Origin of the sequence: Clostridium hydrogeniformans DSM 21757 (genome assembly GCF_000686705.1) — a bacterium.
Lineage (GTDB): Bacteria > Bacillota > Clostridia > Clostridiales > Clostridiaceae > Clostridium_Z > Clostridium_Z hydrogeniformans.
In genome coordinates, this window is sequence record NZ_KK366004.1 from 228,229 (window position 1) to 254,669 (window position 26,441).

A 26,441-nucleotide genomic window follows, 5' to 3' on the forward strand; every position below is an offset into this window, starting at 1 on the left:
AATGAAGTTCTTTTTAGATACAGCAAATATTAAGGATATAAAGGAAGTTAACAGCTTAGGAATAATTTCTGGGGTTACTACTAATCCTTCCTTAATAGCAAAGGAGAAAAGAGATTTAAAAGAAACTATAAGAGAAATAGCTTCAATTGTAGACGGACCTATTAGTGGAGAAGTTATTAGTTTAGATTATGAAGGAATGATAAGAGAAGGGGAAGAATTAGCGAAGATACATAAAAATATTGTAGTTAAGATTCCTATGACTAAAGATGGATTAAAGGCAGTCTCATATCTTTTAAAGCATGATATAAAAACTAATGTTACACTAATATTCTCAGCTACTCAAGCCTTATTAGCTGCGAGAGCAGGAGCAACATATGTATCGCCATTTTTAGGAAGGCTAGATGATATGGGATCAAACGGAATGATTCTTATAAAAGATATAAGAGAAATATTTAGTGTTCACAATATTAAAACTGAGATTATAGCAGCATCTGTAAGACATCCGATTCACGTAATAGAAGCTGCAAAACTTGGAGCTGATATAGCTACTATACCTCCAGTGATAGTAGATAGCTTAATTAAACATCCTTTAACAGATATAGGAATAGAAAGATTTATAAAGGATTGGGAAGCAGCAAATAAATAAAATTATTCATTATTGGAGAATATTAGTTAACATATAGTTATAAAAATTTAATAATTATATAAATAAAACTAAATTATTTACGGAAATAGCTAGTTTAATAAAATAATTTGCAACTATAAAATAAACCTCCATGTGATTTAGTAGTTTTATAACAAACTATTCACATAGAGGTTTTATATATTAAATAATAATAAAGTAGTTTTTAATATATAAAGTTAAAAGAGCTCTTTAAAGTGAGTTATTTCTAAAATATAATGGAGATTTTAGAAGTAATATAAAGAAAAACAGTAAAGTAGATTGGGTGGTGTAAAATATGAATAAAGAAAATTTAGTTTCTCTTTCTAAAAATGTTAGAAAGAATATAATAGAGATGATTTATGAATCAAAATCTGGGCATCCAGGTGGTTCATTATCTTGTGCAGATATACTGACATATTTATATTATGAAGAGATGAATGTGGATGTAAATAACCCTAAGTGGGATAAAAGAGATAGATTTGTATTAAGTAAAGGACATGCTGCTCCAGCACTTTATTCCGTATTAGCTGAAAAAGGATTTTTTTCTAAGGAAGAATTAAAAACTTTAAGAAAAACAGGAGGATTGCTTCAAGGACATCCAGATTCAAAACATATTCCAGGGGTAGATGTATCAACAGGATCACTTGGACAAGGGATATCTAATGCTGTAGGAATGGCTCTAGGATTAAAAGCTCAAAGTAATAATGCAAGAGTATATGTAGTATTAGGTGATGGAGAGCTTCAAGAAGGAATAGTTTGGGAAGCAGCTATGGCAGCAGCTCATTATAAGCTAGATAATTTAGTTGCAATAGTTGATTTTAATGGATTACAAATAGATGGGAAAAATGAAGAGGTAATGAGTATTAATCCTTTAGATGAGAAGTTTAAAGGTTTTGGATTTAATGTAATTAAGTGTAGTGGACATGACTATGATGAACTAGATAAAGCATTTAAAAATGCAGAAGAAACAAAAGGAAAACCAACTATAATAATAGCTAAGACAATAAAAGGTAAGGGTGTTAGTTTTATGGAAAACCAAGCAGGATGGCATGGACAAGCACCTAATGAAGAGCAAACAAAGCAAGCTATTATGGAGATTATGAAATAGGAGGTATTTAAAATGGGTAAGGCAACAAGAGAATCATATGGAATGGCATTAGTGGAATTAGGAAAAGAGAATGATAAAGTGGTAGTGCTTGATGCAGACCTCTCTAAATCAACTAAAACATGTGATTTTAAGAATATGTTTAAAGACAGATTTTTCAATGCTGGTATTGCAGAACAAAATTTAATGGGAATGGCAGCAGGGCTCGCTAGTGTTGGGAATATACCGTTTGCAAGTACCTTTGCAGTATTCGCTACAGGTAGAGCTTTCGAGGTAATAAGAAATTCAATATGCTATCCAAAGATGAATGTAAAAATAGCAGCAACTCATGCAGGGATAACAGTTGGAGAAGATGGTGGATCACATCAATCAGTTGAAGATATCGCTCTTATGAGTGCTCTTCCAAATATGACAGTAATAGTACCAGCAGATCATAGAGAAGCTATGCAAGCTACAAAAGCAGCAGCAGATTTTAAAGGTCCTATATATTTAAGATTTGGTAGATGTAGTACAGAAGATATATTTGATGATAATTATAAATTTGAGATAGGAAAAGGCATGGAGATTAGAGATGGAAATGATATAGCTATAATTGCTACAGGAATGATGGTTCAAAAGGCAATAGAAGCATCTGATAAGTTAAAAGAAGAGGGAATTGATGCTAGAGTTATAAATATTTCTACAATAAAACCAATAGATAAGGAAATAATAATAAAAGCTGCAAAAGAAACTAAAGGAATAGTTACAGCTGAAGAGCATTCAATAATAGGTGGTCTTGGATCAATAGTTTCTCAAGTTGTAACAAGTAATCATCCTACAAGAGTTAAATCAGTTGGAATAAAAGATACATTTGGTGAATCAGGAACTCCTGATGAATTAATGAAAAAATATGGTTTAACAAGTGATGAAATAATAAAAGCTGTAAAAGAAATAATGTAACATATAATAAAATGGATATTTTCATTATGAAAATATCCATTTTGTCTACAGTCTGAGCTATGGATAAATCCATAGCCTTTTTTAAATTTATATTATATTTAGTAAAGATATTGAATAAAACAAAAACTATTATAACAATCATTAAAATACTGGGATTAAATGTAGGAACTACTAATTCTTCTAATATAATTATGGTTAGTATAGTTTGAATAATGGTATTTAATATAATATAATTAAAGCGTAATAAAGATAGGGAATAAAACTTAGAGTATTTAATATATTGCGTTATAAAATGTGACTTAGGTATCATGTTTATGAAATAAAAATAAGTGTAATTTACTATATTAAAAGTAGGGGAAACTATAAGTGATTTTTAGGAGTTATGGAATCATAAATAAAATGAGAATAATGGAGGAAATACAATATGATAAAAGCAGTTTTATTTGACTTAGATGGTACATTAATAGATACCAATAAATTAATAGCAGAAAGTTTTAAGTACACCTTTAAGATACATCACAATGAGGAAAAAAGTGATAAGGAAGTAAGTGTTTTCTTTGGACAACCTTTAGAGGAATCCTTTAAGGTTTATGGAGAAGAGTTATGTAATGATATGATTAAAACTTATAGAGAATATAATGAAAAAATTCATGATACTATGTGTATGGAGTTTGAAGGAACCACAGAGACTTTAAAAACTTTAAAATCAATGGGAATAAAAACAGCTATAGTAACCTCAAAAAGAAAGGTTCTTGCAGAAAGAGGAATGAAGATAAATGGAATTATAGAATATTTTGATGCTATAATAACACCTGAGGATACAAATGAGCATAAACCAAAGCCAGGTCCAGTAATTAAGGCATGTGAAATATTGGGTGTTAAGCCAGAAGAAGCATTAATGGTTGGAGATAGTCACTTTGATTTAATGTCAGGGAAATCTGCTGGGGCTAAAATCTGTGGAGTAAACTATACAGCACTTCCAATAGAGCTTTTAAAAGATTGTGAGCCAGATTATTTTATAGATTCAATAAAAGACATTATAACTATAGTAGATAAATAGATATTTATATCTATTTAAAAAATAATGGTTAAAATATAGCATATACAAGGGAACTCTTTTTTTAGGAGTTCCCTTAATTTATATCTTTAAAAGATTCTCAATAAAAATTATGAGTCAAAAACCATCACTGGTCATTCCACTTTTAATTTTTTACCATTTCTTTTTTATATGAACTTAAAAATCAGCTAGAATCAAGAGAGGTTATTGGATATTTATGTTAAATGTGATAAAATTAATGGTAATAAATTCAAGGGAATCCTTTTATAAAATTATAGGAGAGTTATGAAAAAATATAAAAGTATAGCATTATTATTTTTAATTGTAATTTCTATTATAGCCATTCATTTTATTACCTATGAAAGGGATTATAAAACAGTAATTAGGGGAGGAAGTCCAATATTTATATTGAAAAAAACAACAGTTAAGGATGGAGGAACTATTATTTATTATGGTCTTGGATATCAAATAATAAAATGGAAACAAATTTATATTGATGAAATCAATAATAAAGAAGGATATAAGGTGGGGATTGAAATATATAAGTTTTTTAATTATAGAGATTTAAAGGAAGATTGTAATCCAAGATGCCATCTTAAGTTTGTAGAAAAAAGTAATCTTATAGAGTGAAAATTTTAATTAAAACTTTACAAAGTAATAAAATTTATTTTCATGGTTTAGAGTTAGGAGAAGTTATATGGCAATAAAAAGTAATATTCAACCTAATATTATAGAGATAGATGATAGTTTAAGACTTATAAAACCAAATCATGATCAGTGGAAGGTAGCAATTTCTTGGTATGAAAATCCTAAGGTTTTGTATTATTCTGAAGGATTAGTAGATAAGGTTTATGATATGAAAATAATAGAAAGTATGTATAGATATTTGAGTAATAATGGGGAGCTTTATTTTATTGAAGTAAAAGAAGATAAGCAATGGAGTACCATTGGAGATGTGACCTTAAGTGAAGAGAACTTGCCTATAGTTTTAGGATATGAAAAGTACTTTGGACAAGGTATTGGTAAGAAGGTTATGAAAGTTTTAATAGAAAGAGCTAAAACTATAGGAATTAAAAAGTTAGTTGTACCAAAGGTTTATAGTTATAATAATAGGTCACAAAATTTGTTTGAATCCTTAGGATTTAAATTAATTAAGGAAAGTAAAAGTGAAAAATCTTATGAACTTATATTGGCTTAGCTTCAGATATTAGTTTTAGGGTTAATATTTTTGAGATAAGTTATATGAAAAATTTTATACTACATTGTTTATATGTAGTATATGTATAAAATATTATAAATAGTTATCTTAGTTATCTAACACATGAGATATAATATGGGGATTTTAGAAACAGAGAGATTAATAATAAGAAAGTTTTTTAGGGATGATTGGGAGGACTTATATGAATACTTGTCTAAAGAAAGTGTGGTAAAATACGAGCCTTATGATGTTTACACTGAAGAGCAATGCAAGGAAGAAGCAATAAACCGATCTAAGGAGGAGGAATTTTGGGCAGTTTGCTTAAAGGAAACTAATAAGTTAATAGGAAATTTATATTTTTATAATGGGGGACCTAAAGAATGCAGTACATGGGAAATAGGCTATGTATTTAATCCTATATATCATGGAAAAGGATATGCCATAGAAAGTGTAAGAAAAATTTTAGACTATGGATTTAAGGAATTAAATGCTCGTAGAGTAGTTGCAATGTGCAATCCTAAAAATACGGCCTCATGGAAACTTTTAGAATCATTAAATATGAGGCGAGAGGGTCATTTAAGAAAAAATATATTTTTTAAGTATGACAAGGAAGGTAATCCTATTTGGAATGACACCTATGAGTATGGAATACTAAAAGATGAATGGTTATAGATAATATTTTAAGTGTATAAAAATAAGGCTACTTATTATAGCCTTATTTTTTCTTTTTTTTCTTTTTTATAGAGTATCCAAAGGAGCCTAATGGTTTAGAATTTAATCCATAATATTCACCATGAGAATACGCAATAAGATTAGCTTTATCAAATCTTATTTTACCCTTTTCATCAATGATATCTTCATTAACTTTAACGTTTAATATATCAAGCAAAAACATATCATGAGTTCCTAATGGAGTAATAGATTTTACTCTACATTCCAATGCAACAGGAGAAATATCTAATGAAGGAGTATCTATTAAAGCACCAGAATCCAGTTTAAGCCCAAAATGTTTTATTTTATCAACTTTTCTTCCACTTTGAACACCGCAGAAATCAGTTATTTTCACCATATCTTTTGTAGTTAGGTTTACTACACATTCCATACTTTCTTTTATATATTCATAAGAAAGTCTTTCAGGTCTTATACCTACGGCTATTATAGGTGGTTTAGTGCATACAGTGCTTACCCACCCTATTGTAAAAATATTAACTTTACCTTCTTTATTTTTACATGTAACTAGTACAACGGGAGTAGGGTTTAACATCACACTGCCTTTAAAATTCTGTTTTTTCATAAAGTATCTTGTCCTTTCTTATACTGTAGTTATATAGACATACAGCTTCTATCCAAGAAATAATAAAAGTATTATTTTTTATTTATGTACTTCAGCAATTGTAAATATTACAAGAATAGAATTATACTATTTTTAAAATTAAATTAGTTATTATAACTTATTTAAAAATTACATTATATTATAACATTAACATAAGTATTCTTACCACATTTAATGTAGTATAATATTGTATATATTTTACTTTTTAGGGGGACTGATTATGAAGGGGAATTTAGGAAATCATTTATTGGCTCTTTTATGTATGGTAATATGGGGAGCATCTTATCTTGCAATAAAAATTGTAGTATCTGAAGTAGATCCAGCTTTAAGTGCATTTTATAGATTTGCATTAGCTAGTGTAATTTTATATATTATCCATAGGATTAAATTTAAAGATGTAAAAATACTAAAAGAAGACAGGATTAAATTTGTTTTAGGGGGATTTTTCGGAGTAGGCCTTTATTTTTTCTTGGAAAATTATGCAGTAACATTTACTACAGCATCTAATGTATCTATTCTAATTGCATCAATACCAATATTTACATTAATATCTCAAAGAATAATATTTAAAGAAAAGATTACATTAAATAAAACATTAGGGGTTATCCTTAGCTTCCTAGGTATAATCTTAGTGGTTACAGCAGAAGGAGGTATAGATTTATCTTCAAAACATACTTTAGGAAATATCCTCTCTATATTAGCAGCTTTAAGTTGGGTAGCTTATAATATTGTGACATCAAAGTTTAAAGGGAAATATAATAGTGTAACTATTACAACTTATCAAATGATTTGGGGAACCATATTTTTATCTCCAAGCTTAATATGGGCAGAGAAATCCATTCCATCAACCAAGGCTATAGTTGGGCTTTTATATTTAACTTTTTTCTGTTCCTTAGTAGCATATTTAATATATATACATGTGCTAGAAGCTTTAGGTGCAACGGTTTTAACTACATATATAAATATTCAACCTATAATAAGCTTAATTCTTGCATATATGGTTCTTAATGAAGATATAACATTAAAACAACTTCTAGGATCTACTATAATAATCCTTGGAGTTTTAGTTGTAAATTACACAAAGAAATCAGAAGAAGGTTATGAGGAAAATGCAGCTTTAGGTAGGGAGATTTAATATAAGATAAATTTTAAGAAAGTAAAGTTTAACTTATATTTAGTATTATATAAGTTGTAATAGTAAAACTTAATTAAATTCAGCTGAAACTTATTGATCTATTAATTAATGAAATGTAAATTATTTAATGAAGAATATATATTGTACATATATTTTAATTTAAGTAATTTAGAAATTTAGTAGCATTATTTTAAATAGGGGATTAAAATCACAAGGACTATAATAAAAACTTCATTATTAATTTTAATAGTAAAATCACTATACTTTTAAGAGTATAGTGATTTTTTATTATGTAGAATTCCATAAATATTATTTAGCTTTAAAAAAGCTATTCTATAGAAGTATTAAAAATCTTATTAAGTATAATTATTCTAGTAAGATTAATACTAATCCTAGGGTGATGCATGTGGAGAAGAGTTTATTAACAAAGAATTTTTTATATAACATAAATGAAATAGTTTTTAAATTTCAAGGTAATCCTAGTCTTATAAAAAAAGAGATTGTACTTAATGAAAATATTAAGGCTTTTGTTATATATATTGATCAAATAGCAGATTGTAAATATATAGAGGAAAGTATTATCCATCCACTTTTATTTTTTATTAAGAATCCATTAAATAAAGAGAAAGATTTAATTAGTAATATAATGAGCAGATATTTAGTATCTAGCAATTGCGAAGTAAATGATGATATAGAGATATTAAGTTCTAACATATTAAAAGGGAAAACTCTTATATTAATTGAAGGGTGTACTCAAGGAATATTATGTAATACGGTTAGCTCAAATTATAGAGCTATTCAAGAGTCTACCACAGAAAAGTCCATAAAAGCTTCTAGAGAAAGCTTTGTTGAAAATATTGAAATAAATTTAGCTATGATAGAGAGAAAAATTTCTAATAATAAGTTTAAGGTGGAAAGTTATGTGATAGGTGATATAACAAATACTTCGGTGTGTATCACTTATATAGATGGATTAGTTGAAGAAACTATATTAAATAATATTAAAAATAAAATAAGCACTATAAAGTCCCCATCTATGCTATCAATTGGGTTTATGGAGCAGTTTATTGAAGATTATAGTCTAAATATTTTTCCCACAGCTAAAAGTACAGAAAGACCAGATAAGGTTGCAGCAGATTTGCTTGAGGGAAAAGTAGCCATATTGGTAGCTGAAAATTCTTCAGCTCTCATAGTACCAACAACATTTGTAGAATTTTTTCAAGGGTTCGATGATTATTCTCAAAGAACAATTATAGCTTCTTTTTCAAGAATTTTAAGGTTTCTATCTCTTTTTCTAATTCTTTTTCTAGACTCTATTTATTTATTAGCACTAGCCTATAATTCTAATCTACTACCTTATAAATTAGTATTCCTTTTAATAGATTCTAGACTCAATATACCTCTTCCACCATTTTTAGAAATTCTATGTATGGAGCTAGCTGTAGAAACTTTAAGAGAAGGGGGACTAAGACTTCCAAGTCCCGTTGGAACTACATTAGCCATAGTAGGTGGCCTTGTTATAGGAGAAGCAGCCACAAGAGCAAACCTAGCTAGTTATACTACCTTATTAGTGGTAGCTGTAACTGTAATATGTAGCTTTTTAATACCTAATTATGAGATGGCTTTATCTATAAGAATATTGAGGTTTCCACTTCTTATATTAGCTCAGATATTTGGTTTCTTTGGAATTATATTTGGTTCTTATCTAATCCTTATTATACTTATAAAAACAGAATCATTTGGAGTACCTTACTTTTCACCATTGGCTCCCTTAAGAGAATCAGATTTGAAAGATTCCTTTATTAGGAGTCCTATAAAATATATACTTAGAAAACCTAATACATATAAAAAGAGTAGATGGGGGAAGAAAAATGAAAAAGATAAGTAATTCTATTACTAAAAACCAATATTTATTTTTAGTTCAAGGAGCCTTAATAGGAATAGGAATTTTATCTTTCTCTTCAAGTATCAGTGCTAAATCGAATAAGGCAGGATGGGTGGTCGTTTTAATTGGAGGATTATATCCCCTATTTATTGCTATAACTTCTCATTTAATTTATAAAAATTTAAAATATCCTAATTTTTACAATATGTGTGAAAAGCTATATGGAAAAGTTTTAGCTAAAATATTTACTACAATTTTTTTACTACATTATATTATTTTAGAGGCATCATTATTAGCTGGATTTGCTAATGTACTAGATTCATTTCTACTGTTTTTTATCCCATCATATTTTACTATAGGGATTACATTAATAATTATAGTTATAACTGCTAGTAATGGATTAAGGGATTTAGGACGACTAACAGAAATATTTTTTTATATAACTTTAGCTATACTTTTTATATTGCTTTTTTTTATAAATGAAATTAAGTCCAATAATATTTTTCCAATTTTTGATGGAATATATCCTATTTTAAAAGCTATACCAGGAAGTTTTGATTCATATATTGGTGCGGAAATAATATTTTTTTCTATTTACTGGGTAACAGATAAATCAAAGGTTCTAAAGGCTGGAATTATAGGGAGTCTTATTACTATATTTATATATGTGCTAACCACTTTTATTACTGTAGGATGCCTAGGATGGAATCTAGCTTCTAGATTAGAATATCCACTTATTTTTCTTATAGGAACAAGGGATTTCCCAGTTATATCTAACTTTGAGGCTATATTTATCTTCTTATGGAGTGGAATAATTATGAAAACTCTTGCATGTGAACAGTTTGTACTTGGATATTGTGTTTCAGAAGTTATAAATATACCTTATAATAAGGCATGCATTGTATCAATGATACCAGTGTTTATATTAACTATTTTTTTAACACCAGAGTTTAATAGAAGAGCTTTTCTTTCAAAAACTTTAAAATATGAAGTCTTATTTATTGTTACATGGAGTATTATAACTTTAATTTTAAGTTTTATAAAAAAGACAGGTGAAAAATATGAAGAAAATTAAAATTTTAATACCTTTAATACTAATGTTTTTTTTATCCTCATGTTATGATAGAGATCCTATTGAAAAGTTAACTTTAATATCAGGAGCAGGATATGATATTAATGAAACTGAATATACTAATTCAATAGAATACTTAATTTTTAAGGGAAATAAAGTAGTTAATAGGGAAGTTATTAAAAGTACAGGGGAGACCCTTTATGAAAGTAAAAATAGATTTTTATTAAAAACTTCTAAAGAGAACTTAATAGGAAATATTAGAACATATATAATAGGTGAGCAAAGGGCTAGAGAGGGAATTAAGGATTTAATAGATGTTTATATAAGAGATTACGATAGAAGGCTAACCCCTATATTAATTGTGTGTGAAGGAAGTGCAGATAATATATTAAGATTAATGCCTAAAAATAGTATAACTATGGGGGAAGTTATAGAAGGGTTACTTGAAACATCTGCTAATTCATATTTTTTTAATCATAAGGCAGAGCTTAAGGATATAATATATATGTATTTTCAAGAAGGAAGAAGAATGATAATACCTTATATAAGACAGGTAGAAGATAGGGTAGAAGTAGCTGGTCTTGGGGTGTTTGAAGAGGATAAACTAGTGAAGGTTGTACCTTTAAAGGAGGCGTTTTATACAAATCTTTTAAGAAATGATAAGGCAGTATCATATATAAACCAACTTCCAGTTACAAAGAACCAATATATAAGCCTTTATGGAAGGTCTAAAAGAAGGGTTAAGGTAACGAAAGAAAATGATAAAATAAAATATAATATAGAAGTTAAAATAAAAGGAGATATTAAAGTAGATTCAGAGCATGAAAAAATAGATATTGATAAGGCGAGTATAAAAGAAATAGAAGAACAGTTTAGTAGAGATTTAGAAGCAAATTTAAATAATATTATTTATAAATATCAAAAAGAAGATAATATGGATATATTCGATATAGAAAAATTTTCTCATGGAAAATTTAAGGAAAAAGAATTAAAGGAGTTAAACTCATCCTTTAAAGATGCCATTGTTAATGTAAATGTAAGGGTTAAGGTTAATTCTACGGGAAGGCTATATTAAATAAAAATGTCCTTATCATTTACTGTAGTTTTAAGTAAAGATAAGGACATTTTATTTTAAGCATATTAGCTTTAATTATGAATTTAAAGTTAGTTCATATATTAACTTTATGTAATATATTAGAAATATCTTCTTCTTCTTCTAATTTGTTTTCTTATAAGTAGTATTACAATAGTTATAGCTAAAATAATAAGTAAACCTAAGCCTACTAATACTGATATTCCCATTATACTAGCTTTTGTAAGGCTGCTTGTATCTACATTTGTGTATATATCATAAGATTTAGAAGAATCCCTTTGATTAACTTCTAAGGTTGCAATCTTAGAATCACCTTTAAGCTTCCATGGGTTTATACTACCTTCCTTAACTTCAAGGCTCGTATTATTCTTGTTAATCTCATTGTCATAGTACTTAATATCTTCGTGGGCAACTAATGGTACCTCTAAAGTTTTTTCAGAGCCGAAGAATCTAAAAGATTTATACTTTACTGGAACTGTTTTAATAGCTGTATCTTTTTGATAGGCAGTTATTTTTTCAGCACTATAACTGTAATCAATTATATCCTTCATGTCTTTAAACATTTGAGTGTCCTGTTGATCATATACAGACTTTAGTACTACTCCAACTAAGTGCCTTCCATCTCTTTCGTAGATATTTAGTAAAGACTTACCAGCAGGTTCTGTATAACCAGTTTTTCCACCAATACCACCATCTACACCTAAATTTTTGTTCCTGTTCTCTATTAAACCAATTATGTTACTAGAAGTACTTATCTTAGCATCTTTAAGTGCCATAGTTTCACGAACCCAAGGATTATTAAAGGCTGCCTTTCCAAGAAGAGCTAGGTCATAAGCAGTAGTATAATGATTCTCATCGTGAAGACCGTTAGGAGTTATAAAATGAGTGTTATTCATTCCAAGTTCCTTTGCCTTCTTATTCATAATATTAGAGAATTCAGTGGTATTTCCAGCCACAGAGTCTGCTATAGCATAAGCCCAGTCATTAGCTGAAAATAATAAAAGGGCTTTCATTGCATCATCTGCAGACATAGTATCTCCAACTTGAGTCTTACCCTTTGCAATATTTATGTCAAAGGAGTATTGTGGTTGACTTTTTGCAGAAGAGGTAAAGGCAATAGGATCAGATTTTCCTTTATTTTCTGCAAGGATTAATCCTGTTAAAAGCTTTGTTATACTAGCAGGAAATCTTTTTGTGTCAGCATCTTTTGAATAGATTATTTCTCCAGTGTCAGCATCCATAACTAGTGCTGATTTAGCTACTATATTTGGCACAGGTTTTCCCTCAGCCTTTGCTATACTACTAAAAGGAGCAGTAAAAGTTATTGCTAGTGCTACTGCGATTGATGATAAAAGTTTCTTCTTACTCAATGTTCACCTCTCCAATTTCTTTAAAAATCTCTTTCTATAGTCTATAATTAATATATCATTAATATATACTGATAACAAGGTTAAATATGAGGCTTAGAGGTGACAACTTATGTATATAGAAAAAATAGAGAATATTTTTAAAAGTAGAACAGGAAAACCTTTGGGTAAATATAAAAGATATGGAGTAATGATACTTTTATATAAGGAAAATGGAGAAGATTATATAATATTGGAAAAAAGGGCTTTAACTCTTAGAAGTCAACCAGGAGATATATGCTTACCAGGAGGTAAAATAGAGCAAGGAGAAACCCCTCTTGATACTGCAATAAGAGAAACTATGGAGGAGCTTAATGTTAAAACTCAGGATATTAATTATATGGGGGAAATGGATTATTTTATAAGTCCTTATGGTACTATTATGTATCCCTTTGTAGCTTCTATAAATTATATGCCAGATAATTTTAGTAAGGATGAAGTCCATAGTTTATTTAAGGTTCCAGTTAAATATTTTATAGAAAATCCTCCAATTTTATATGAAATGAAGATTGGTCCTATGGAGCTTAGCGGATTTCCTTTTCATCTAATAGAGGGTGGAGAAAAGTATAACTTCTCCAAAGGAAGTATGCCACAGTATTTTTATGCATATGATGATTATGTAATATGGGGATTTACTGCTAGAATAATAAAAGAATTTATTGAACTATTAAAGTAAGAAAAGTCATTAAGAATATATTATTACTCATAAAGGTTATAGGATTTTAATTAAAATCTTATAATCTTTATATAATTTTAAAAGTGTATAGGATAAAGAGGAAAGTATGAAATAAATATAAAAGGGGTTTTATTTTTGGATAGTTCTTTAAGAGAATTAGTGGGAAGTCTAGAAATATTTAATGGGGTAGATGAAAGTACTTTAGAGTATATTTTACCTAAATCAAAAGTTGTTAAATATAAGAAAAAAGATCATGTATTTTTTGATAAGGATGAAGTTAGTAGAATTTATATAGTATTACAAGGAAAAGTGTCTCTTTATAAGGTAAGTGAAAATCTTAAAAAGAAGATTATTTTTATACTGGGAAGAGGGGAGCTTATAAATGAGATAATAATAGATGATTTACCTGCCTCTATTAATTGTGAGATTTTTGAAGAAAGTAAGGTTTTAGTTATAAGTAAAGACATATTTAAAGAGGCAATGAAAATAGATTCTAATTTAAATGATAATGTAATAAGGTCAATGTCTAAAAAGATAAGAAGGCTTTATAGGCAAATGAAAAATACAGTTTCTTTAAAAATTGAGAAAAAGTTAGCAGCAAAACTATGGAAATTATCTAGAGACTATGGGGAGAAGGTAGAAGAAGGTATACTTATAAATTTAAATACTACAGTAACATATATTGCAGAATTATTTGGATGTGAAAGAGAAACCATATCCAGAGCAATGAAGGTTTTAGAAAAAGAAAATTTATTAATAATAAGGAATAAAAAAATTATAATTAAAAGCAGGGAAAATTTATTAAATTATTTTAAGGGATTGTGATTTTTATCACAGTCTTTTTTTTATTTTATTTTTATAATGAAATTATGAAACAAGGGGGGATTTTAAATTGTTTAGTGAAGAGATTAACAATGTATCAAAGGCAGCTAAAGGAAAAAGTGATCTATTAAAAAACAATGGACTTGGATATTTTTTAGCTTCAATTCTTGCAGGGTTATATATAGGGATAGGTATATTACTTATTTTTACAGCAGGTGGTTTTTTATCTGCATCTCAATCTCCTTTAACTAAGATAGTTATGGGATTATCCTTTGGAATTGCCTTATCCTTGGTAATATTTGCGGGGGCAGAGCTTTTTACAGGAAATAATTTTGTTATGTCCATAGGTTATTTAAAGAAAGCTGTTACTTTTAATGAGGCTTTAAAGGTATGGATAGTAAGCTTCTTAGGAAACTTAGTAGGATCTATTATTACAGCCTACTTATATTTTTTATCAGGACTTTCAAAGGGCGTTGTAGGGGAATTTATAGTTAAAACCAGCAACTTAAAGATAAGTGGGTCCCTAATAGAACTATTTATTAGAGGAATATTTTGTAATATCTTAGTGTGTTTAGCTGTATGGATGGCTATAAAAATGAAATCAGAAAGTGGAAAACTTATTATGATATTTTGGTGTCTATTTGCATTTATAACCATAGGATTTGAACATTCAGTTGCAAATATGACTTTATTATCTATAGGACATTTTATTTCAAGTGAGGGGGTTACTTTAGGTGGGGTTATATATAATTTAGCTGTGGTAACTTTAGGTAATTTTGTTGGGGGAGGAATTTTATTAGCACTTCCTTATTATATAATTTCAAAAGAAAGTTAAGAGGTGGATTTTATGGGTTACAAGTTTAATACTACAAATTTTAATGAATTTTTAAGGGAGTTAAAAAAAGAATATAGGATATTTGCGCCTAAGGTTTTTAAAGGAATGGGAACTTTCTCAGATACAGATGCCATAAGATATGGAGAGATAGATACTGTAGATGAAATAGAGTTTAAAGAAAAATCTAACTTTTCTTATAAGGAGGTATTACTTCCTATAACACAAACACTTTTTTATTTTACGGAAGAGAACCTAAGTGAATCTAAGGGGGAAGAAAAGGGAGCAGTAATAATACTTAGAAGTTGTGATATGCACTCTGTTAAAAGATTAGATGAGATATATTTAAGAAATGGATTTGAAGACACTTATTATAAAAAACTTAGAGAAAAGGCTAAATTTATAGTTATAGGATGTAAAGAAAGCTTTTCTAATTGTTTTTGTGTATCTATGGGAACCAATAAAACCAGTGATTTTAATGGTTATTTAGATGTAGATGGGGATAAAGTTTACTTTGAAGCAAAAGATAATATTTTTGAAGAATATTTAAAGGAGATACCAAAGGAAGAAGCTTACTTTACTAAAGATTTTGTGGAAAAGAATGAAGTGAAAGTCAATATATCACCAAATATTAGCCTAAAAGTTATGGATTCTAATATGTGGAAGGAATATTCGGAGAGATGTATAGCTTGTGGAAGATGTAATTTTGTATGTCCAACTTGTACATGCTTTACTATGCAGGATATATTTTACAAGGATAATAAAAACCTAGGAGAGAGAAGACGTGTTTGGGCATCATGCCAAGTTGATAGATATACAGATATGGCAGGAGGACATAGCTTTAGAAAAGATAAGGGGCAAAGAATGAGATTTAAAGTTCTTCATAAGGTACATGATTTTAATAAAAGGTTTGGATATCATATGTGCGTTGGCTGTGGAAGATGTGATGATATTTGTCCTGAGTATATATCTTTTTCTAATTGTGTAAATAAGCTTAGCATAGCAGTTGATGAGGTGGTTAACAGTGAAAAATAATGAATATATACCTTTTAAATCAGAGATATTAGGAATAAAAAAACATACTAATATAGAATATAGCTTTAAGATGGAGTATAAGGGAGAGGTAAAACCAGGACAGTTCTTCGAGGTTTCTATACCTAAATATGGGGAAGCACCTATAAGTGTTAGTGGAATAGGAAATGGATGGATTGAACTTACCATAAGAAAGGTAGGGGTGGTTACAGAAGAGATATTTAACTATAAGCCCCATGAAAATTTATTTCTAAGAGGTCCCTATGGTAATGGTTTTAATGTAGAAGATTATAGAAATAAAGAAGTAATAGTTGTAGCAGGAGGAACAGGATTATCTCCAGTTAAGGGAATAGTAGATTATTTTTCAGAAAACAATAGTGAGTGCACAGGATTTACTTTAATCTCAGGTTTTAAGTCTCCAAAGGATATATTATTTAAGGATGATATGAAGATTTGGGAGAAGAATATAAATTTTATTTTAACAGTAGATGGTGCAAAGGAAGAATATAAAGGAAATGTAGGGTTAGTTACAAAATACGTAGGGGATCTTTCTATTAAGGATATGGATAATGTACAAGTTATAGTAGTAGGACCTCCAATGATGATGAAATTTACTGTTATGGAATTTCTAAAAAGAGGAATTAAAGAAGAAAATATATGGATATCTCAGGAAAGAAAAATGTGTTGTGGACTTGGAAAATGTGGACACTGTAAGATTGATGATACTTATATATGTTTAGATGGTCCTGTATTTAATTACACTAAGGGTAAGGAACTTATAGACTAGTAAGGGGGAAGAGTTTATGGATATTAATACAAAAGTATTAAAAAAGAATGCTTTTAGGGTTACCAAAAGAAGAGGTTTTACTGCATCAAGAATAAGGGTTCCAGGGGGACATATAGAGGCTAAATATTTACCACTGCTTTCTCATATAGCAGAGGAGTATGGGGATGGTACCCTTCATTTAACTACAAGGCAAGGTTTTGAAATACCAGGTATAGATATGAATGATATACCAAAGGTTAATGAGCTTCTTCAGCCTATTATTGAGGGGCTAGAAATTAATCAAGAGATAAAAGGAAAAGGCTATACTGCAGCTGGGACAAGAAATGTATCTGCTTGTATAGGAAATAAAGTATGTCCTTTTGCTAACTATGATACCTCTAGCTTTGCTAAAAGAATAGAGAAGGCAATTTTCCCAAACGACCTTCACTTTAAGGTGGCTTTAACAGGGTGTCCAAATGATTGTATGAAAGTAAGGATGCATGACTTTGGAATAATAGGTATGACAGAGCCTCAATATGATTCTTATAGATGTGTAGGTTGCATGGCTTGCGTTAACAACTGTAAAAAAAGAGTGACTGGGGCATTAACATTTGAAAATTTCAAGGTAATTAGAGATCCTAATAAGTGCATAGGTTGTGGAGAATGTGTAGGAAAATGTCCTACAGGTGCATGGTCAAGAAGTAAAGAAAAGTTTTATAGGTTGGTTATAATGGGAAGAACAGGAAAGAAAAATCCAAGACTTGCTGAGGATTTTATACTATGGGTAGATGAAGATAGTATAGTTAAGGTTATTCTTAATACCTATGATTATGTAAAACAACATATAGACAAAGAAGCACCAGGAGGAAAAGAGCATATAGGATATATTATAGATAGGACAGGGTTTGAGGAATATAAAAAATGGGCACTTAAGGATGTTAATCTTTCCTCTAAAGCAGTGCTTAAGAATCATATTTACTGGAATGGAATTAAATATTAAATAGCCACTTAATTTTTTTATATATAGAGATAAGACTTAACTTAAAATATGAAGTTAAGTCTTATTTTATTTATAGGGTTTTAATATGAATTTTTAACTTATTTATGAAAAATATACTTGATTTATCTTGCTTTAGCAAGATGTATAAATTAATTTTTAAATTTAAAAACCTTAAGATAAAGATGTGAACCTCTTGTATTCATATATATATAAATGTGGGTTTATGGTTTTAAATAATGTGAATTAAATATATATACTTTTTATGTATTCTATAGAAGGACAAAATGCTTCAGGTTCAATAAGTTTCATAGGGGATAGGTTATATATATTGATATAATATAAATATATATAAATATATATAAATATTAATCTATGTTAAATAATAGACTAGTAAAATAAGTTCAATTAATTAAAGTTTTAAAATAAATAGGGGGAATTTTTATGTTATTTCAAGAATCAAACATAGGAAATTTAAAGCTTAAAAATAGGTTTGTAAGAAGTGCTACCTGGGAGAACATGGCCACAGAAAATGGGAAAGTTACTGATAAGCTTATAAAAATGTATGAAGATCTAGCCAAAGGGGGAGTTGGACTTATAATAACAGGTTATGCTTATATAACAAAGGAAGAGCAGCCAGCAGGAAAAATGCTAGGTATATATGATGATAGTTTTATTGAAGAGTATAAGCCTCTTGTAAAAGTAATAGAGGATAATGGGGCGAAGGGGATTATGCAAATTGTGTATGGGGGATCTCAAACCTCATTTAATTTAGGTGAAAGGGAGATATTAGGACCTTCAGCAGTACCAGATATACTAACTAAAGTTACTCCAAAAGAAATGACAAAGGAAGAGATTGATTATATAGTTAAATCCTTTGGAAAAGCTGCTAAAAGAGTTAAGGAAGCAGGTTTTCACGGTGTTCAAATTCATGGGGCTCATGGATATTTATTAAGTAAGTTTTTAGATCCATATCATAATAGACGTAGTGATGAATATGGAGGATCTATAGAAAATAGAGCTAAAATTGTTTTTCAGGTTTATGATGAAGTAAGGAATCAAGTTGGGAAGGATTATCCAGTACTTATAAAGATAAACTGCAAAGATTTTGGCTATGATGGGGTAAAGTTCAGTGAAGTATTATGGGTATGTAAGGAGCTTGAAAATAGAGGAATAGATGCTATAGAGCTTAGTGGAGGAGGATACAGGGAGAAAATAGAGCCGCAGGAAGAGGGCCTTTCAAAGCTAAATGGGGATGCATATTATAGTTCCTATGGACAAGAGTTATCTAAAGCTATTAATATTCCTGTTATATTGGTTGGAAATCTTAGAACTCTAGAAGAAATAGAGTCTCTTTATGAAAATACAAATATAAAGTTTTTTTCTATGTGTAGGCCATTTATAAGAGAAAGTGATATTGTGAATAGATGGGAAAATAAATCTAGGGATAAATCAAAGTGTATAGATTGCAATAAGTGTAGAAGTGATGAGGGCGTAATTTGTATATTTAATAGGAAGAAGTAATATATACCTTATAAAATGGAGAATAATAATATTGATTAAATATTCAAAAAATAATATAATTTTATTAGAAGGCTTTATTTAAAATTATGTAAGGTGAAAATTAATTCATAGGTGGTTTTTGCTTACTTTGAATTTTAACTTAAGTAATAAGGATGTTTTACAATTATTATATTTGAAGTAATAAAAGGTAATATTAGAGTTGTAAGTCTTTAAATAAAGTCAAATTTTAAGGGCTGGAGGGAATTTATGAAGTTTAAAGAATTTAGCTATGAAAGACCAGATATAATAGGCTTAAAAAAGGATTTTCAAAAGCTTATAAAGAGTTTAAAGGATTCAGAGTCTCTAGAAGCTCAAATATCTCAAATAAAACATATAAATCTTTTAAGAAATGAGATTGATACAGTGTATAGCATATGCTATGTAAGGCATAGCATAGATACAAATGATAAGTTTTATGAAGAAGAACAAAAATATTTTGATGAAGTTATGCCTATATATGATGGAATAATAAGCGACTACTATAAGGCATTAAGTGATTCAAAATTTAAAGTTGAATTAGAAAAAGAATTCGGTAAACAACTCTTTAATATTGCTAAATGTCATGTAAATACCTTTTCAGAAGAAATAATACCAGATCTTCAAGAAGAAAATAGATTGGTATCAGAATACACTAAGGTTTTAGCAGGAGCTAAGATTGAATTTCAGGGAGAAGTTTTAAATTTAGCAGGACTTACTCCACTTCAATTGGATAAAGATAGAAAAACTAGAAAAGAAGCCAATGAGGCTAAATATTCTTTCTTTGAAGAAAAGGAAGAAACCCTAGATAGAATTTTCGATGATTTAGTTAAAGTTAGAACAAGAATAGCGAAAAAACTAGGATTTAATAATTTTATAGATCTTGCTTATGCAAGGCTTTGTAGGACAGACTATGGTCCTTTAATGGTTAAGAATTTTAGAGAGCAGGTAAAGAAATATATAGTTCCAGTATGTGATAGCCTTTATGAAAGGCAAAGAAAGAGATTAGGACTAGATTCCCTTAACTATTATGATGAAAACTTTAAATTTTTAAGTGGTAATGCAACTCCAAAGGGGGATGCTCAATGGATTTTAGAAAGAGGACGTGAAATGTACTCTGATTTTTCAGCGGAAACTAAAGAGTTCTTTGACTTTATGATGGATAATGAACTTATGGATGTTATAAATAGGGAAGGAAAGGCTAGTGGCGGATATTGCACGTATATACCTAATTATAAAAGTCCGTTTATCTTTTCAAACTTTAATGGAACCTCTGGAGATATCGATGTATTAACTCATGAAGCAGGACATGCATTCCAAAGCTATTTAAGCAGAGATTATTCAGTACCAGAGTACTATTTTCCAACCCTTGAAGCTTGTGAGATTCACTCTATGAGTATGGAATTTTTTACTTGGCCTTGGATGGAATTATTTTTTAAAGAAGACAGTGATAAGTATAAATATTCTCATTTAAGCAAGGCATTAGAATTTATACCTTACGGGGTGGCAGTAGATGAGTTCCAACACTTTATTTATGAGAATCCAGAGGCTTCAAAAGAGGAGAGAAAAACTGCCTTTAGGAATATTGAAAAGAAATATCTTCCTCACAGGAACTATGAGGATAATAAATTCTTAGATAAAGGAACTTATTGGTATCAACAAAGACATATTTTCCAATCACCTTTTTATTATATAGATTATACCTTAGCTCAGATATGTGCTCTTCAATTCTTTAAAAAATCCTTAAGGAATAAAGAGAAGGCATGGGGAGAGTATTTAGACCTATGCAAAAAAGGTGGTTCTAAGAGCTTCTTAAAGCTTTTAAGAACTTGCCACTTAAATTCTCCATTCCAGCCGGGTACTATAGAGAAGGTTATAACAAAGTGTAAGTCTATATTAGATGGTATAGATGATAGTAAATTATAAAAGAATATTACAATAAAATTAAAACTATTTTTAAAATATAAACTTAATTTAAAGTGAGGCTATATTATAGTTTAATTATTTAAGGGAAATTATATATGTTTTTTGATTCAAAACTTATCTTATGCACTACTTAAGAGCTAAGGTTTTAAAGGATTTAAGTGCATGTATAAGTTAAGATTCAAGCTAAAAAACCCTATATATAGTATTACAATTATAAGTTATAGATAAAATAAAAAAATCATTATAAAATAAGGTTGTCTCATAATCCACATATATAGGAATTATGAGACAACCTATTTTTTATGTATATAATATGGGGAAGGGGAATTGACTTTTAATATAATATTCTTGCAGAAAAATTAAATCTCATAATTTAGTTTAATAGTTTAGATATCATTAGTTTTACTACTTAGTTTCTTTCTTTTTTTCTTCAAAAAGCTTAGTTTTGTTTCACTTATAATTATAGAAGAAAATATAACTATGCAGCCTATAAACATTTCAAAGGTAAAGCTTTCCTTTAAAAGTATAACTGAAAGAATACTACCAAAGACACATTCTGTGGATAGAATTATTGCAGTGTGGGTAGAAGAGGTATGTTTTTGAGCTATATTTTGAAGCAGAAAAGCAATTAATGTACTAAATATACCAAGATAAAATAAGGCAAAGGTACCACTTAAGGTAAAGTTACTTGGTATAGGTTCTGTAAAGATAGCTACAAAAAAAGATAAAACTGCAGAAGTCCCAAGTTGAATTATAGTTAATACAATAGGATTAGTTTTAGATGCAAAATATCCTACAGATACAATATGTAATGCAAAGAATAATGCACATACAAGAGTTAATATGTCCCCAATATTTATTCCACTTAAAGAATCCTGTAATGTAAGTATAGAAATACCTAGGAAGCATAGGAAAGCAGAAAATATTGAGTATATATCAGGTCTTTTTTTACATATTCCCCAATAAAGAAATGGAACTATAACTACATTTGTGGCAGTCAAAAAAGCTTGCTTGGCAGCACCAGTATATTGAAGTCCTACTGTTTGGATACCAAAAGCTAAGAATAAAAATATTCCAACTATAAGTCCATTTTTAAGATCCTGTTTATTCATGCTTTTTAAAGTTTTTCTAAAAACTAATGCCATAAGAAGTGTAGAAATCATAAATCTTATAGTCATCATATAAAAGGGTTTAGCAATAGTTAAGGCTTCTTTTGATGCAACAAAACCAGCCCCCCAAACAAATGCAACTATAACTAATGAAATATCTGCATAAATAAGTTTTTTATTCACTATAAGTCCTCCTTTAAGTTAAATTATGAATTATAAAAACTATAGGGTTTTTACATAAACACTTAACTTATCCCTTAAAAATATCCTTGATTTATCTTTCTTTGTATAGGTGTATAAATTAAGTTTAAAACTTAAAACCCTATATGGTTTTAATATCTTTGATTCACTTATACAAACATTGATTCATTAAAATTATTAGTTTTAAAAGGGTATAAATAAGTTTTAATTTAAAACCACATATTGTAGCTATGAATTCCTCTATTCTATGTAAATAAAATGCAGGAGTTTAAGCTATATATGTTAAACTTTAGCTCTACATATATCTTAATAGGTTAAAACATATTATTCAATGGAATTTCAACATATATAGAAAGAATTACCTTAATTAAAAATCTCCTAATTACATAACATAAAGTTAAAGATGAACAAAGGAGGATGAAAATGAGGAAGAGTTTAAATTTAGGAATTATATTATTATTTATTATGTGTTTTTTATATCTATCTTCATTTTATAAGGTGAATGCTTTAGAAAACCACAGTGGGGACAATGTAGCTAATGCAGATGAGAAAGTCGTATTTTTAACATTTGATGATGGACCCTCAAGAAATAATACCCCTAAAATTTTAAATATATTAAAAGAAAATAATGTTTATGGAACTTTTTTTGTTGTAGGATACAAAGCGGAGAGTAATCCTGAATTAGTGAAAAGGCTAAGAGATAACGGTATGTGTGTACTTCCTCATTCCTATAGTCATAATTATAAGAGTTTATATAGTAGTGTAGACGGGTTTATGAAAGATTTAGAAAGATGTACTAATGTTATAGAAGATGCCACTGGGGAAAGAATACTTAAGGTATTTAGGTTTCCAGGAGGGTCTGATAATAGAGTATCCAGCTTAGACACTATGAAAGATATAAGAGCTACTGTTAGGGATAAGGGATATAAATATGTAGATTGGAATATAAGTTCAGAAGATGCCACGGCCTATAGAGTTTCTGTATCTAAGATAGTAAATAGTGTGAAAAAAGATTCTAGGGGAGCTAAGGTTGGAGTAGTACTTATGCATGATGCTGAGGCAAAGGATACTACAGTAGAAGCATTACCATATATAATTAAAAATTTTAAGGAAAATGGCTATGTATTTAAGACCTTTGATGAAGCTACAGAGAGTGATATAAAAACAATGGAGTTATGTAGAATTATTAATAGGGAGTGAGGATTAATCCTCACTCCCTATTAATAATTAGTATAAGACTTTACAATACAAGTATCTCTTTATTTAGCCTAAGTGTAAATATAAAAATTCAAATTATAAAATCTGAGTATTTATAAAGTTAGGTTTTAATTTTTATGTTCTATTTTAGATAATATATGTTCTTTAGCTTTAAGTTCCATTATATCGTTAAGGTGCTCTAATTCTACATCATTATATTTACTATTAAGGGCGGTTTCTAACAATCTATCTGAAAGCTCAGGATTCTTAGATAAAAGGGATCCATGGAAATATGTACAATAAGTATTTTTATATATACATCCTTCATATCCATCCTCACCATTATTTCCAAAGCCAAGAAGACATTTACCAAGAGGTTTTAATCCTTCTCCTAAATATGTTCTACCAGAATGATTTTCAAAACCAACATAGCTTTCATTAAGCTCTTCATTTACTATGGCAGTATTTCCTATAAATCTAGTGTCCCCTGCCTTAGTATATAGTGGTAAAATATTAAGACCAGGAAGTTTTTCACCTTCTGGAGTTGTATAGTATTCTCCAAGGAGCTGATATCCACCGCATATAGCAAGGAGGACTCCACCTCGTTCTATATAATCTTCTATAGCATCTCTTTTGGTTTCCTTAAGGTCCTTAGACACTATGGATTGTTCATAGTCTTGACCACCACCAAAAAACACTATATCATAATCAGATTCATTAAATTCATCTCCTAAAGAAACATTATGTATATTAACTTTTATATCTCTTTCCTCTGCTCTCCATTTAAGTATTAATATATTTCCTAAATCACCATAAGAATTAAGCAAATCAGGATATAAATGGCAAATATTTAATTCCATTTTAAGTCCTCCTTTTAATTACCAAAGATTTTTTATATAACCTTTAGAATGAAGATATTTTCTGTAGTTAATCATGGCAGTATAGGTAGTTAATACATAAACCTTATCATTTTTACAATTTTTAATTTCTTCTGTAATCCTATCAAAAGTTTTACATAGTTGAAATTCCTTGTAGTTTAATCCACTTATTTTAAGCCTAACAGCCATATCATAAAGACGTTCACCACCAATTAGAACATCATCAACTTCTAAGTTACTAAGCTTTTCAAAATTTACATCCCAAAGCCAAGAAACATCACGACCATCTGCATAATTATCATTAAGTAAAAAAGCAAGGGACATGTTTTCTTTAGATAAACAAAGGGTATCTAAAGATTGGTTATATCCAGCTGGATTTTTTACTAGGAACATTTTAATTTCTTTTCCGTCAATATTTATAACTTCTTGTCTTCCAAAGGTAGCACTTTGGTTTTCAAGGGATTTTATTATAGTATCGGTAGGAACATTTAATTCCTTGGTTATTGCATAAGCACAAAGAGCATTATATATGTTATATAATCCAGATTGACTTAAGGATACCTTTGAACCATTTATTAAAACATTAGAACTATCAGGAGTAACCTCTATTATGGAGTCTACTGAGTACTGTAATTCTTCCCTTTTATATCCACAATTACTACAATAAAAATCTCCTAAGTGATTGTAGGTAATAAAGTTATATTGGTAAGGAGTCTTACAAACCTTACAAAACTTTGCATCAGCATTAAGTTCAGCTATTTTTGAATTATTTATGGATTCTTTAAAACCATAATATATTGTTTCATTTTCAACATCTAATTTTCCAAGTAGGGATTCATCTCCATTTAAAAGAAGTTTAGTCTTTGGAACCTTAACTACACCTTCCATTATTTTATTTAATGTGGTATAAACTTCCCCATATCTATCTAACTGATCTCTGAAAAGATTAGTTATAGTAATAATTTCTGGAGTTAAATGTTCAGTTATAAATTTAACGTTAGCTTCATCAACTTCAATAACTGCTATTTTTTCTTCTTTAGAGAAAAATGAGTAATTATCTGCAAAACAAGCTACTATTCCAGGAAGCATATTAGCTCCAGTATTATTAGTTATAACATTATTACCATTAGCTTTTAAAATATTATAAATCATGCTAGTAGTTGTTGTTTTACCATTGGTTCCTGTAACTAATACTACTTTATAACCCTTAGATAAAGGTTTTAATATGTTTTTACTAATCTTTAAGGCTACTTTTCCAGGAAAATTACTTCCTCCTTTAAAAAGGTGTTTTGCTAAAAATAGTGTAACTTTTGCACCTAATATACTTAAAAAATTCTTAATATTAATCTTGAACACCACCTTAGTTTTATATAGCTTTAGGCATCTTAAAAACAAATAATTCTTCAGTTAATTATTTTTATGTAATACTGATTTAGAAGAATATGCTACTATATAATATTATATAGTATATCTTTTTTATTTACATAAAATATATTTTATACCTTAGATTAGTTATTTTACTTAAGCTACCTTATAACTAGTCTACCTAAATTATATACAATAAAAATCAGGAATAATC

Annotated in this window: 25 protein-coding genes; 20 read left to right on the top strand and 5 right to left on the bottom strand. The window is 28.8% G+C overall.

The genetic code is table 11. The annotated features are described in order from the left end of the window. Position 1: 1 nt before the first annotated feature. The 7 genes from fsa to BR69_RS0114380 all read left to right on the top strand — a co-directional run bounded on the left by fsa (position 2) and on the right by BR69_RS0114380 (position 5,635). Positions 2 to 646 (top strand): fructose-6-phosphate aldolase, encoded by a 645-nt coding sequence (gene fsa / locus BR69_RS0114350; RefSeq protein ID WP_027633788.1) that lies wholly within the window; start codon positions 2 to 4, stop codon positions 644 to 646. Positions 647 to 959: 313 nt separating this feature from the next. Next, the gene (locus BR69_RS0114355; protein WP_027633789.1) at positions 960 to 1,772 is read left to right on the top strand and encodes a transketolase; all 813 of its coding nucleotides are present in this window, start codon (positions 960 to 962) and stop codon (positions 1,770 to 1,772) included. A gap of 12 nt (positions 1,773 to 1,784) precedes the next feature. After that, positions 1,785 to 2,708, top strand: a complete 924-nt coding sequence (locus tag BR69_RS0114360; protein WP_027633790.1) for a transketolase family protein — start codon at positions 1,785 to 1,787, stop codon at positions 2,706 to 2,708. 424 nt (positions 2,709 to 3,132) lie between these two features. Next, positions 3,133 to 3,768: a pyrophosphatase PpaX gene (gene ppaX / locus BR69_RS0114365; protein ID WP_027633791.1), complete on the top strand. Its 636-nt coding sequence runs from the start codon at positions 3,133 to 3,135 to the stop codon at positions 3,766 to 3,768. Between the two features lie 282 nt (positions 3,769 to 4,050). Continuing rightward, entirely contained in the window at positions 4,051 to 4,395 is a 345-nt protein-coding gene (locus BR69_RS20640) for a hypothetical protein (protein ID WP_051623633.1), read from the top strand. 67 nt (positions 4,396 to 4,462) lie between these two features. Next, a complete protein-coding gene (locus BR69_RS0114375) occupies positions 4,463 to 4,963 on the top strand; it encodes a GNAT family N-acetyltransferase (RefSeq protein ID WP_027633792.1) in 501 nt (166 codons plus the stop codon). 135 nt (positions 4,964 to 5,098) lie between these two features. After that, positions 5,099 to 5,635 (top strand): GNAT family N-acetyltransferase, encoded by a 537-nt coding sequence (locus BR69_RS0114380; protein WP_027633793.1) that lies wholly within the window; start codon positions 5,099 to 5,101, stop codon positions 5,633 to 5,635. Positions 5,636 to 5,678: 43 nt separating this feature from the next. Here the strand turns inward: BR69_RS0114380 and BR69_RS0114385 are convergent, their stop codons facing one another. Next, the gene (locus BR69_RS0114385) at positions 5,679 to 6,257 is read right to left on the bottom strand and encodes a flavin reductase family protein (protein WP_027633794.1); all 579 of its coding nucleotides are present in this window, start codon (positions 6,255 to 6,257) and stop codon (positions 5,679 to 5,681) included. 259 nt (positions 6,258 to 6,516) lie between these two features. On the opposite strand from BR69_RS0114385, the gene BR69_RS0114390 reads away from it, so the two are divergent. From BR69_RS0114390 to BR69_RS0114405, 4 genes are all read left to right on the top strand, one after another. Next, a complete protein-coding gene (locus BR69_RS0114390; RefSeq protein ID WP_027633795.1) occupies positions 6,517 to 7,431 on the top strand; it encodes a DMT family transporter in 915 nt (304 codons plus the stop codon). 406 nt (positions 7,432 to 7,837) lie between these two features. Continuing rightward, complete coding sequence (locus BR69_RS20645; RefSeq protein WP_160169957.1) at positions 7,838 to 9,319, top strand: spore germination protein; 1,482 nt, start codon at positions 7,838 to 7,840, stop codon at positions 9,317 to 9,319. Next, positions 9,303 to 10,391: a GerAB/ArcD/ProY family transporter gene (locus tag BR69_RS0114400; protein ID WP_027633796.1), complete on the top strand. Its 1,089-nt coding sequence runs from the start codon at positions 9,303 to 9,305 to the stop codon at positions 10,389 to 10,391. The genes BR69_RS20645 and BR69_RS0114400 overlap by 17 nt, the downstream gene beginning before the upstream one ends. Then, entirely contained in the window at positions 10,378 to 11,463 is a 1,086-nt protein-coding gene (locus BR69_RS0114405; RefSeq protein ID WP_027633797.1) for a Ger(x)C family spore germination protein, read from the top strand. Before BR69_RS0114400 ends, BR69_RS0114405 begins: the two co-directional genes overlap by 14 nt. Positions 11,464 to 11,582: 119 nt before the next feature. Here BR69_RS0114405 and BR69_RS0114410 read toward each other — a convergent pair whose 3' ends face one another. Then, a complete protein-coding gene (locus BR69_RS0114410; protein WP_027633798.1) occupies positions 11,583 to 12,851 on the bottom strand; it encodes a D-alanyl-D-alanine carboxypeptidase family protein in 1,269 nt (422 codons plus the stop codon). 109 nt (positions 12,852 to 12,960) lie between these two features. On the opposite strand from BR69_RS0114410, the gene BR69_RS0114415 reads away from it, so the two are divergent. The 8 genes from BR69_RS0114415 (at position 12,961) to BR69_RS0114450 (ending at position 21,477) form a co-directional block, all read left to right on the top strand. Next, positions 12,961 to 13,563, top strand: a complete 603-nt coding sequence (locus BR69_RS0114415) for an NUDIX hydrolase (protein ID WP_027633799.1) — start codon at positions 12,961 to 12,963, stop codon at positions 13,561 to 13,563. 135 nt (positions 13,564 to 13,698) lie between these two features. Next, positions 13,699 to 14,388 carry a Crp/Fnr family transcriptional regulator gene (locus tag BR69_RS0114420; protein ID WP_027633800.1) on the top strand — a complete coding sequence of 230 codons (690 nt, stop codon included), beginning with the start codon at positions 13,699 to 13,701 and terminating at the stop codon, positions 14,386 to 14,388. A gap of 67 nt (positions 14,389 to 14,455) precedes the next feature. Continuing rightward, on the top strand, positions 14,456 to 15,220 hold the full coding sequence (locus BR69_RS0114425) for a formate/nitrite transporter family protein (protein ID WP_027633801.1): 765 nt from the start codon (positions 14,456 to 14,458) through the stop codon (positions 15,218 to 15,220). 12 nt (positions 15,221 to 15,232) lie between these two features. After that, positions 15,233 to 16,252, top strand: a complete 1,020-nt coding sequence (asrA, locus tag BR69_RS0114430; RefSeq protein ID WP_027633802.1) for an anaerobic sulfite reductase subunit AsrA — start codon at positions 15,233 to 15,235, stop codon at positions 16,250 to 16,252. Next, a complete protein-coding gene (gene asrB / locus BR69_RS0114435) occupies positions 16,227 to 17,036 on the top strand; it encodes an anaerobic sulfite reductase subunit AsrB (RefSeq protein WP_034849959.1) in 810 nt (269 codons plus the stop codon). Before asrA ends, asrB begins: the two co-directional genes overlap by 26 nt. Positions 17,037 to 17,052: 16 nt before the next feature. Continuing rightward, positions 17,053 to 18,015, top strand: a complete 963-nt coding sequence (gene asrC / locus BR69_RS0114440; RefSeq protein WP_027633804.1) for a sulfite reductase subunit C — start codon at positions 17,053 to 17,055, stop codon at positions 18,013 to 18,015. A gap of 441 nt (positions 18,016 to 18,456) precedes the next feature. After that, positions 18,457 to 19,536 (top strand): NADH:flavin oxidoreductase, encoded by a 1,080-nt coding sequence (locus BR69_RS0114445; RefSeq protein ID WP_242840700.1) that lies wholly within the window; start codon positions 18,457 to 18,459, stop codon positions 19,534 to 19,536. Positions 19,537 to 19,782: 246 nt separating this feature from the next. After that, positions 19,783 to 21,477: a M3 family oligoendopeptidase gene (locus BR69_RS0114450; protein WP_027633806.1), complete on the top strand. Its 1,695-nt coding sequence runs from the start codon at positions 19,783 to 19,785 to the stop codon at positions 21,475 to 21,477. A 386-nt stretch (positions 21,478 to 21,863) separates the two neighbouring features. Here BR69_RS0114450 and BR69_RS0114455 read toward each other — a convergent pair whose 3' ends face one another. After that, entirely contained in the window at positions 21,864 to 22,769 is a 906-nt protein-coding gene (locus BR69_RS0114455) for a DMT family transporter (protein WP_027633807.1), read from the bottom strand. Between the two features lie 441 nt (positions 22,770 to 23,210). Between BR69_RS0114455 and BR69_RS0114460 the strand changes: the two genes are divergently transcribed. Continuing rightward, a complete protein-coding gene (locus tag BR69_RS0114460; protein ID WP_027633808.1) occupies positions 23,211 to 23,987 on the top strand; it encodes a polysaccharide deacetylase family protein in 777 nt (258 codons plus the stop codon). A 125-nt stretch (positions 23,988 to 24,112) separates the two neighbouring features. On the opposite strand, the gene BR69_RS0114465 is transcribed toward BR69_RS0114460, so the two are convergent. Together BR69_RS0114465 and BR69_RS0114470 are read right to left on the bottom strand one after the other, a co-directional pair. Continuing rightward, on the bottom strand, positions 24,113 to 24,844 hold the full coding sequence (locus BR69_RS0114465) for a type 1 glutamine amidotransferase (RefSeq protein ID WP_027633809.1): 732 nt from the start codon (positions 24,842 to 24,844) through the stop codon (positions 24,113 to 24,115). 18 nt (positions 24,845 to 24,862) lie between these two features. After that, complete coding sequence (locus tag BR69_RS0114470) at positions 24,863 to 26,218, bottom strand: Mur ligase family protein (RefSeq protein WP_034850060.1); 1,356 nt, start codon at positions 26,216 to 26,218, stop codon at positions 24,863 to 24,865. Between the last annotated feature and the right edge of the window lie 223 nt (positions 26,219 to 26,441).

Bases quoted from the DNA above. Each gene is read 5' to 3' on its own strand.
- fsa (WP_027633788.1), top strand. From the start codon at position 2: ATGAAGTTCTTTTTAGATACAGCAAATATTAAGGATATAAAGGAAGTT.
- BR69_RS0114355 (WP_027633789.1), top strand. From the start codon at position 960: ATGAATAAAGAAAATTTAGTTTCTCTTTCTAAAAATGTTAGAAAGAAT.
- BR69_RS0114360 (WP_027633790.1), top strand. From the start codon at position 1,785: ATGGGTAAGGCAACAAGAGAATCATATGGAATGGCATTAGTGGAATTA.
- ppaX (WP_027633791.1), top strand. From the start codon at position 3,133: ATGATAAAAGCAGTTTTATTTGACTTAGATGGTACATTAATAGATACC.
- BR69_RS20640 (WP_051623633.1), top strand. From the start codon at position 4,051: ATGAAAAAATATAAAAGTATAGCATTATTATTTTTAATTGTAATTTCT.
- BR69_RS0114375 (WP_027633792.1), top strand. From the start codon at position 4,463: ATGGCAATAAAAAGTAATATTCAACCTAATATTATAGAGATAGATGAT.
- BR69_RS0114380 (WP_027633793.1), top strand. From the start codon at position 5,099: ATGGGGATTTTAGAAACAGAGAGATTAATAATAAGAAAGTTTTTTAGG.
- BR69_RS0114385 (WP_027633794.1), bottom strand. From the start codon at position 6,257: ATGAAAAAACAGAATTTTAAAGGCAGTGTGATGTTAAACCCTACTCCC.
- BR69_RS0114390 (WP_027633795.1), top strand. From the start codon at position 6,517: ATGAAGGGGAATTTAGGAAATCATTTATTGGCTCTTTTATGTATGGTA.
- BR69_RS0114400 (WP_027633796.1), top strand. From the start codon at position 9,303: ATGAAAAAGATAAGTAATTCTATTACTAAAAACCAATATTTATTTTTA.
- BR69_RS0114405 (WP_027633797.1), top strand. From the start codon at position 10,378: ATGAAGAAAATTAAAATTTTAATACCTTTAATACTAATGTTTTTTTTA.
- BR69_RS0114415 (WP_027633799.1), top strand. From the start codon at position 12,961: ATGTATATAGAAAAAATAGAGAATATTTTTAAAAGTAGAACAGGAAAA.
- asrA (WP_027633802.1), top strand. From the start codon at position 15,233: ATGGGTTACAAGTTTAATACTACAAATTTTAATGAATTTTTAAGGGAG.
- asrB (WP_034849959.1), top strand. From the start codon at position 16,227: ATGAGGTGGTTAACAGTGAAAAATAATGAATATATACCTTTTAAATCA.
- asrC (WP_027633804.1), top strand. From the start codon at position 17,053: ATGGATATTAATACAAAAGTATTAAAAAAGAATGCTTTTAGGGTTACC.
- BR69_RS0114445 (WP_242840700.1), top strand. From the start codon at position 18,457: ATGTTATTTCAAGAATCAAACATAGGAAATTTAAAGCTTAAAAATAGG.
- BR69_RS0114450 (WP_027633806.1), top strand. From the start codon at position 19,783: ATGAAGTTTAAAGAATTTAGCTATGAAAGACCAGATATAATAGGCTTA.
- BR69_RS0114460 (WP_027633808.1), top strand. From the start codon at position 23,211: ATGAGGAAGAGTTTAAATTTAGGAATTATATTATTATTTATTATGTGT.
- BR69_RS0114465 (WP_027633809.1), bottom strand. From the start codon at position 24,844: ATGGAATTAAATATTTGCCATTTATATCCTGATTTGCTTAATTCTTAT.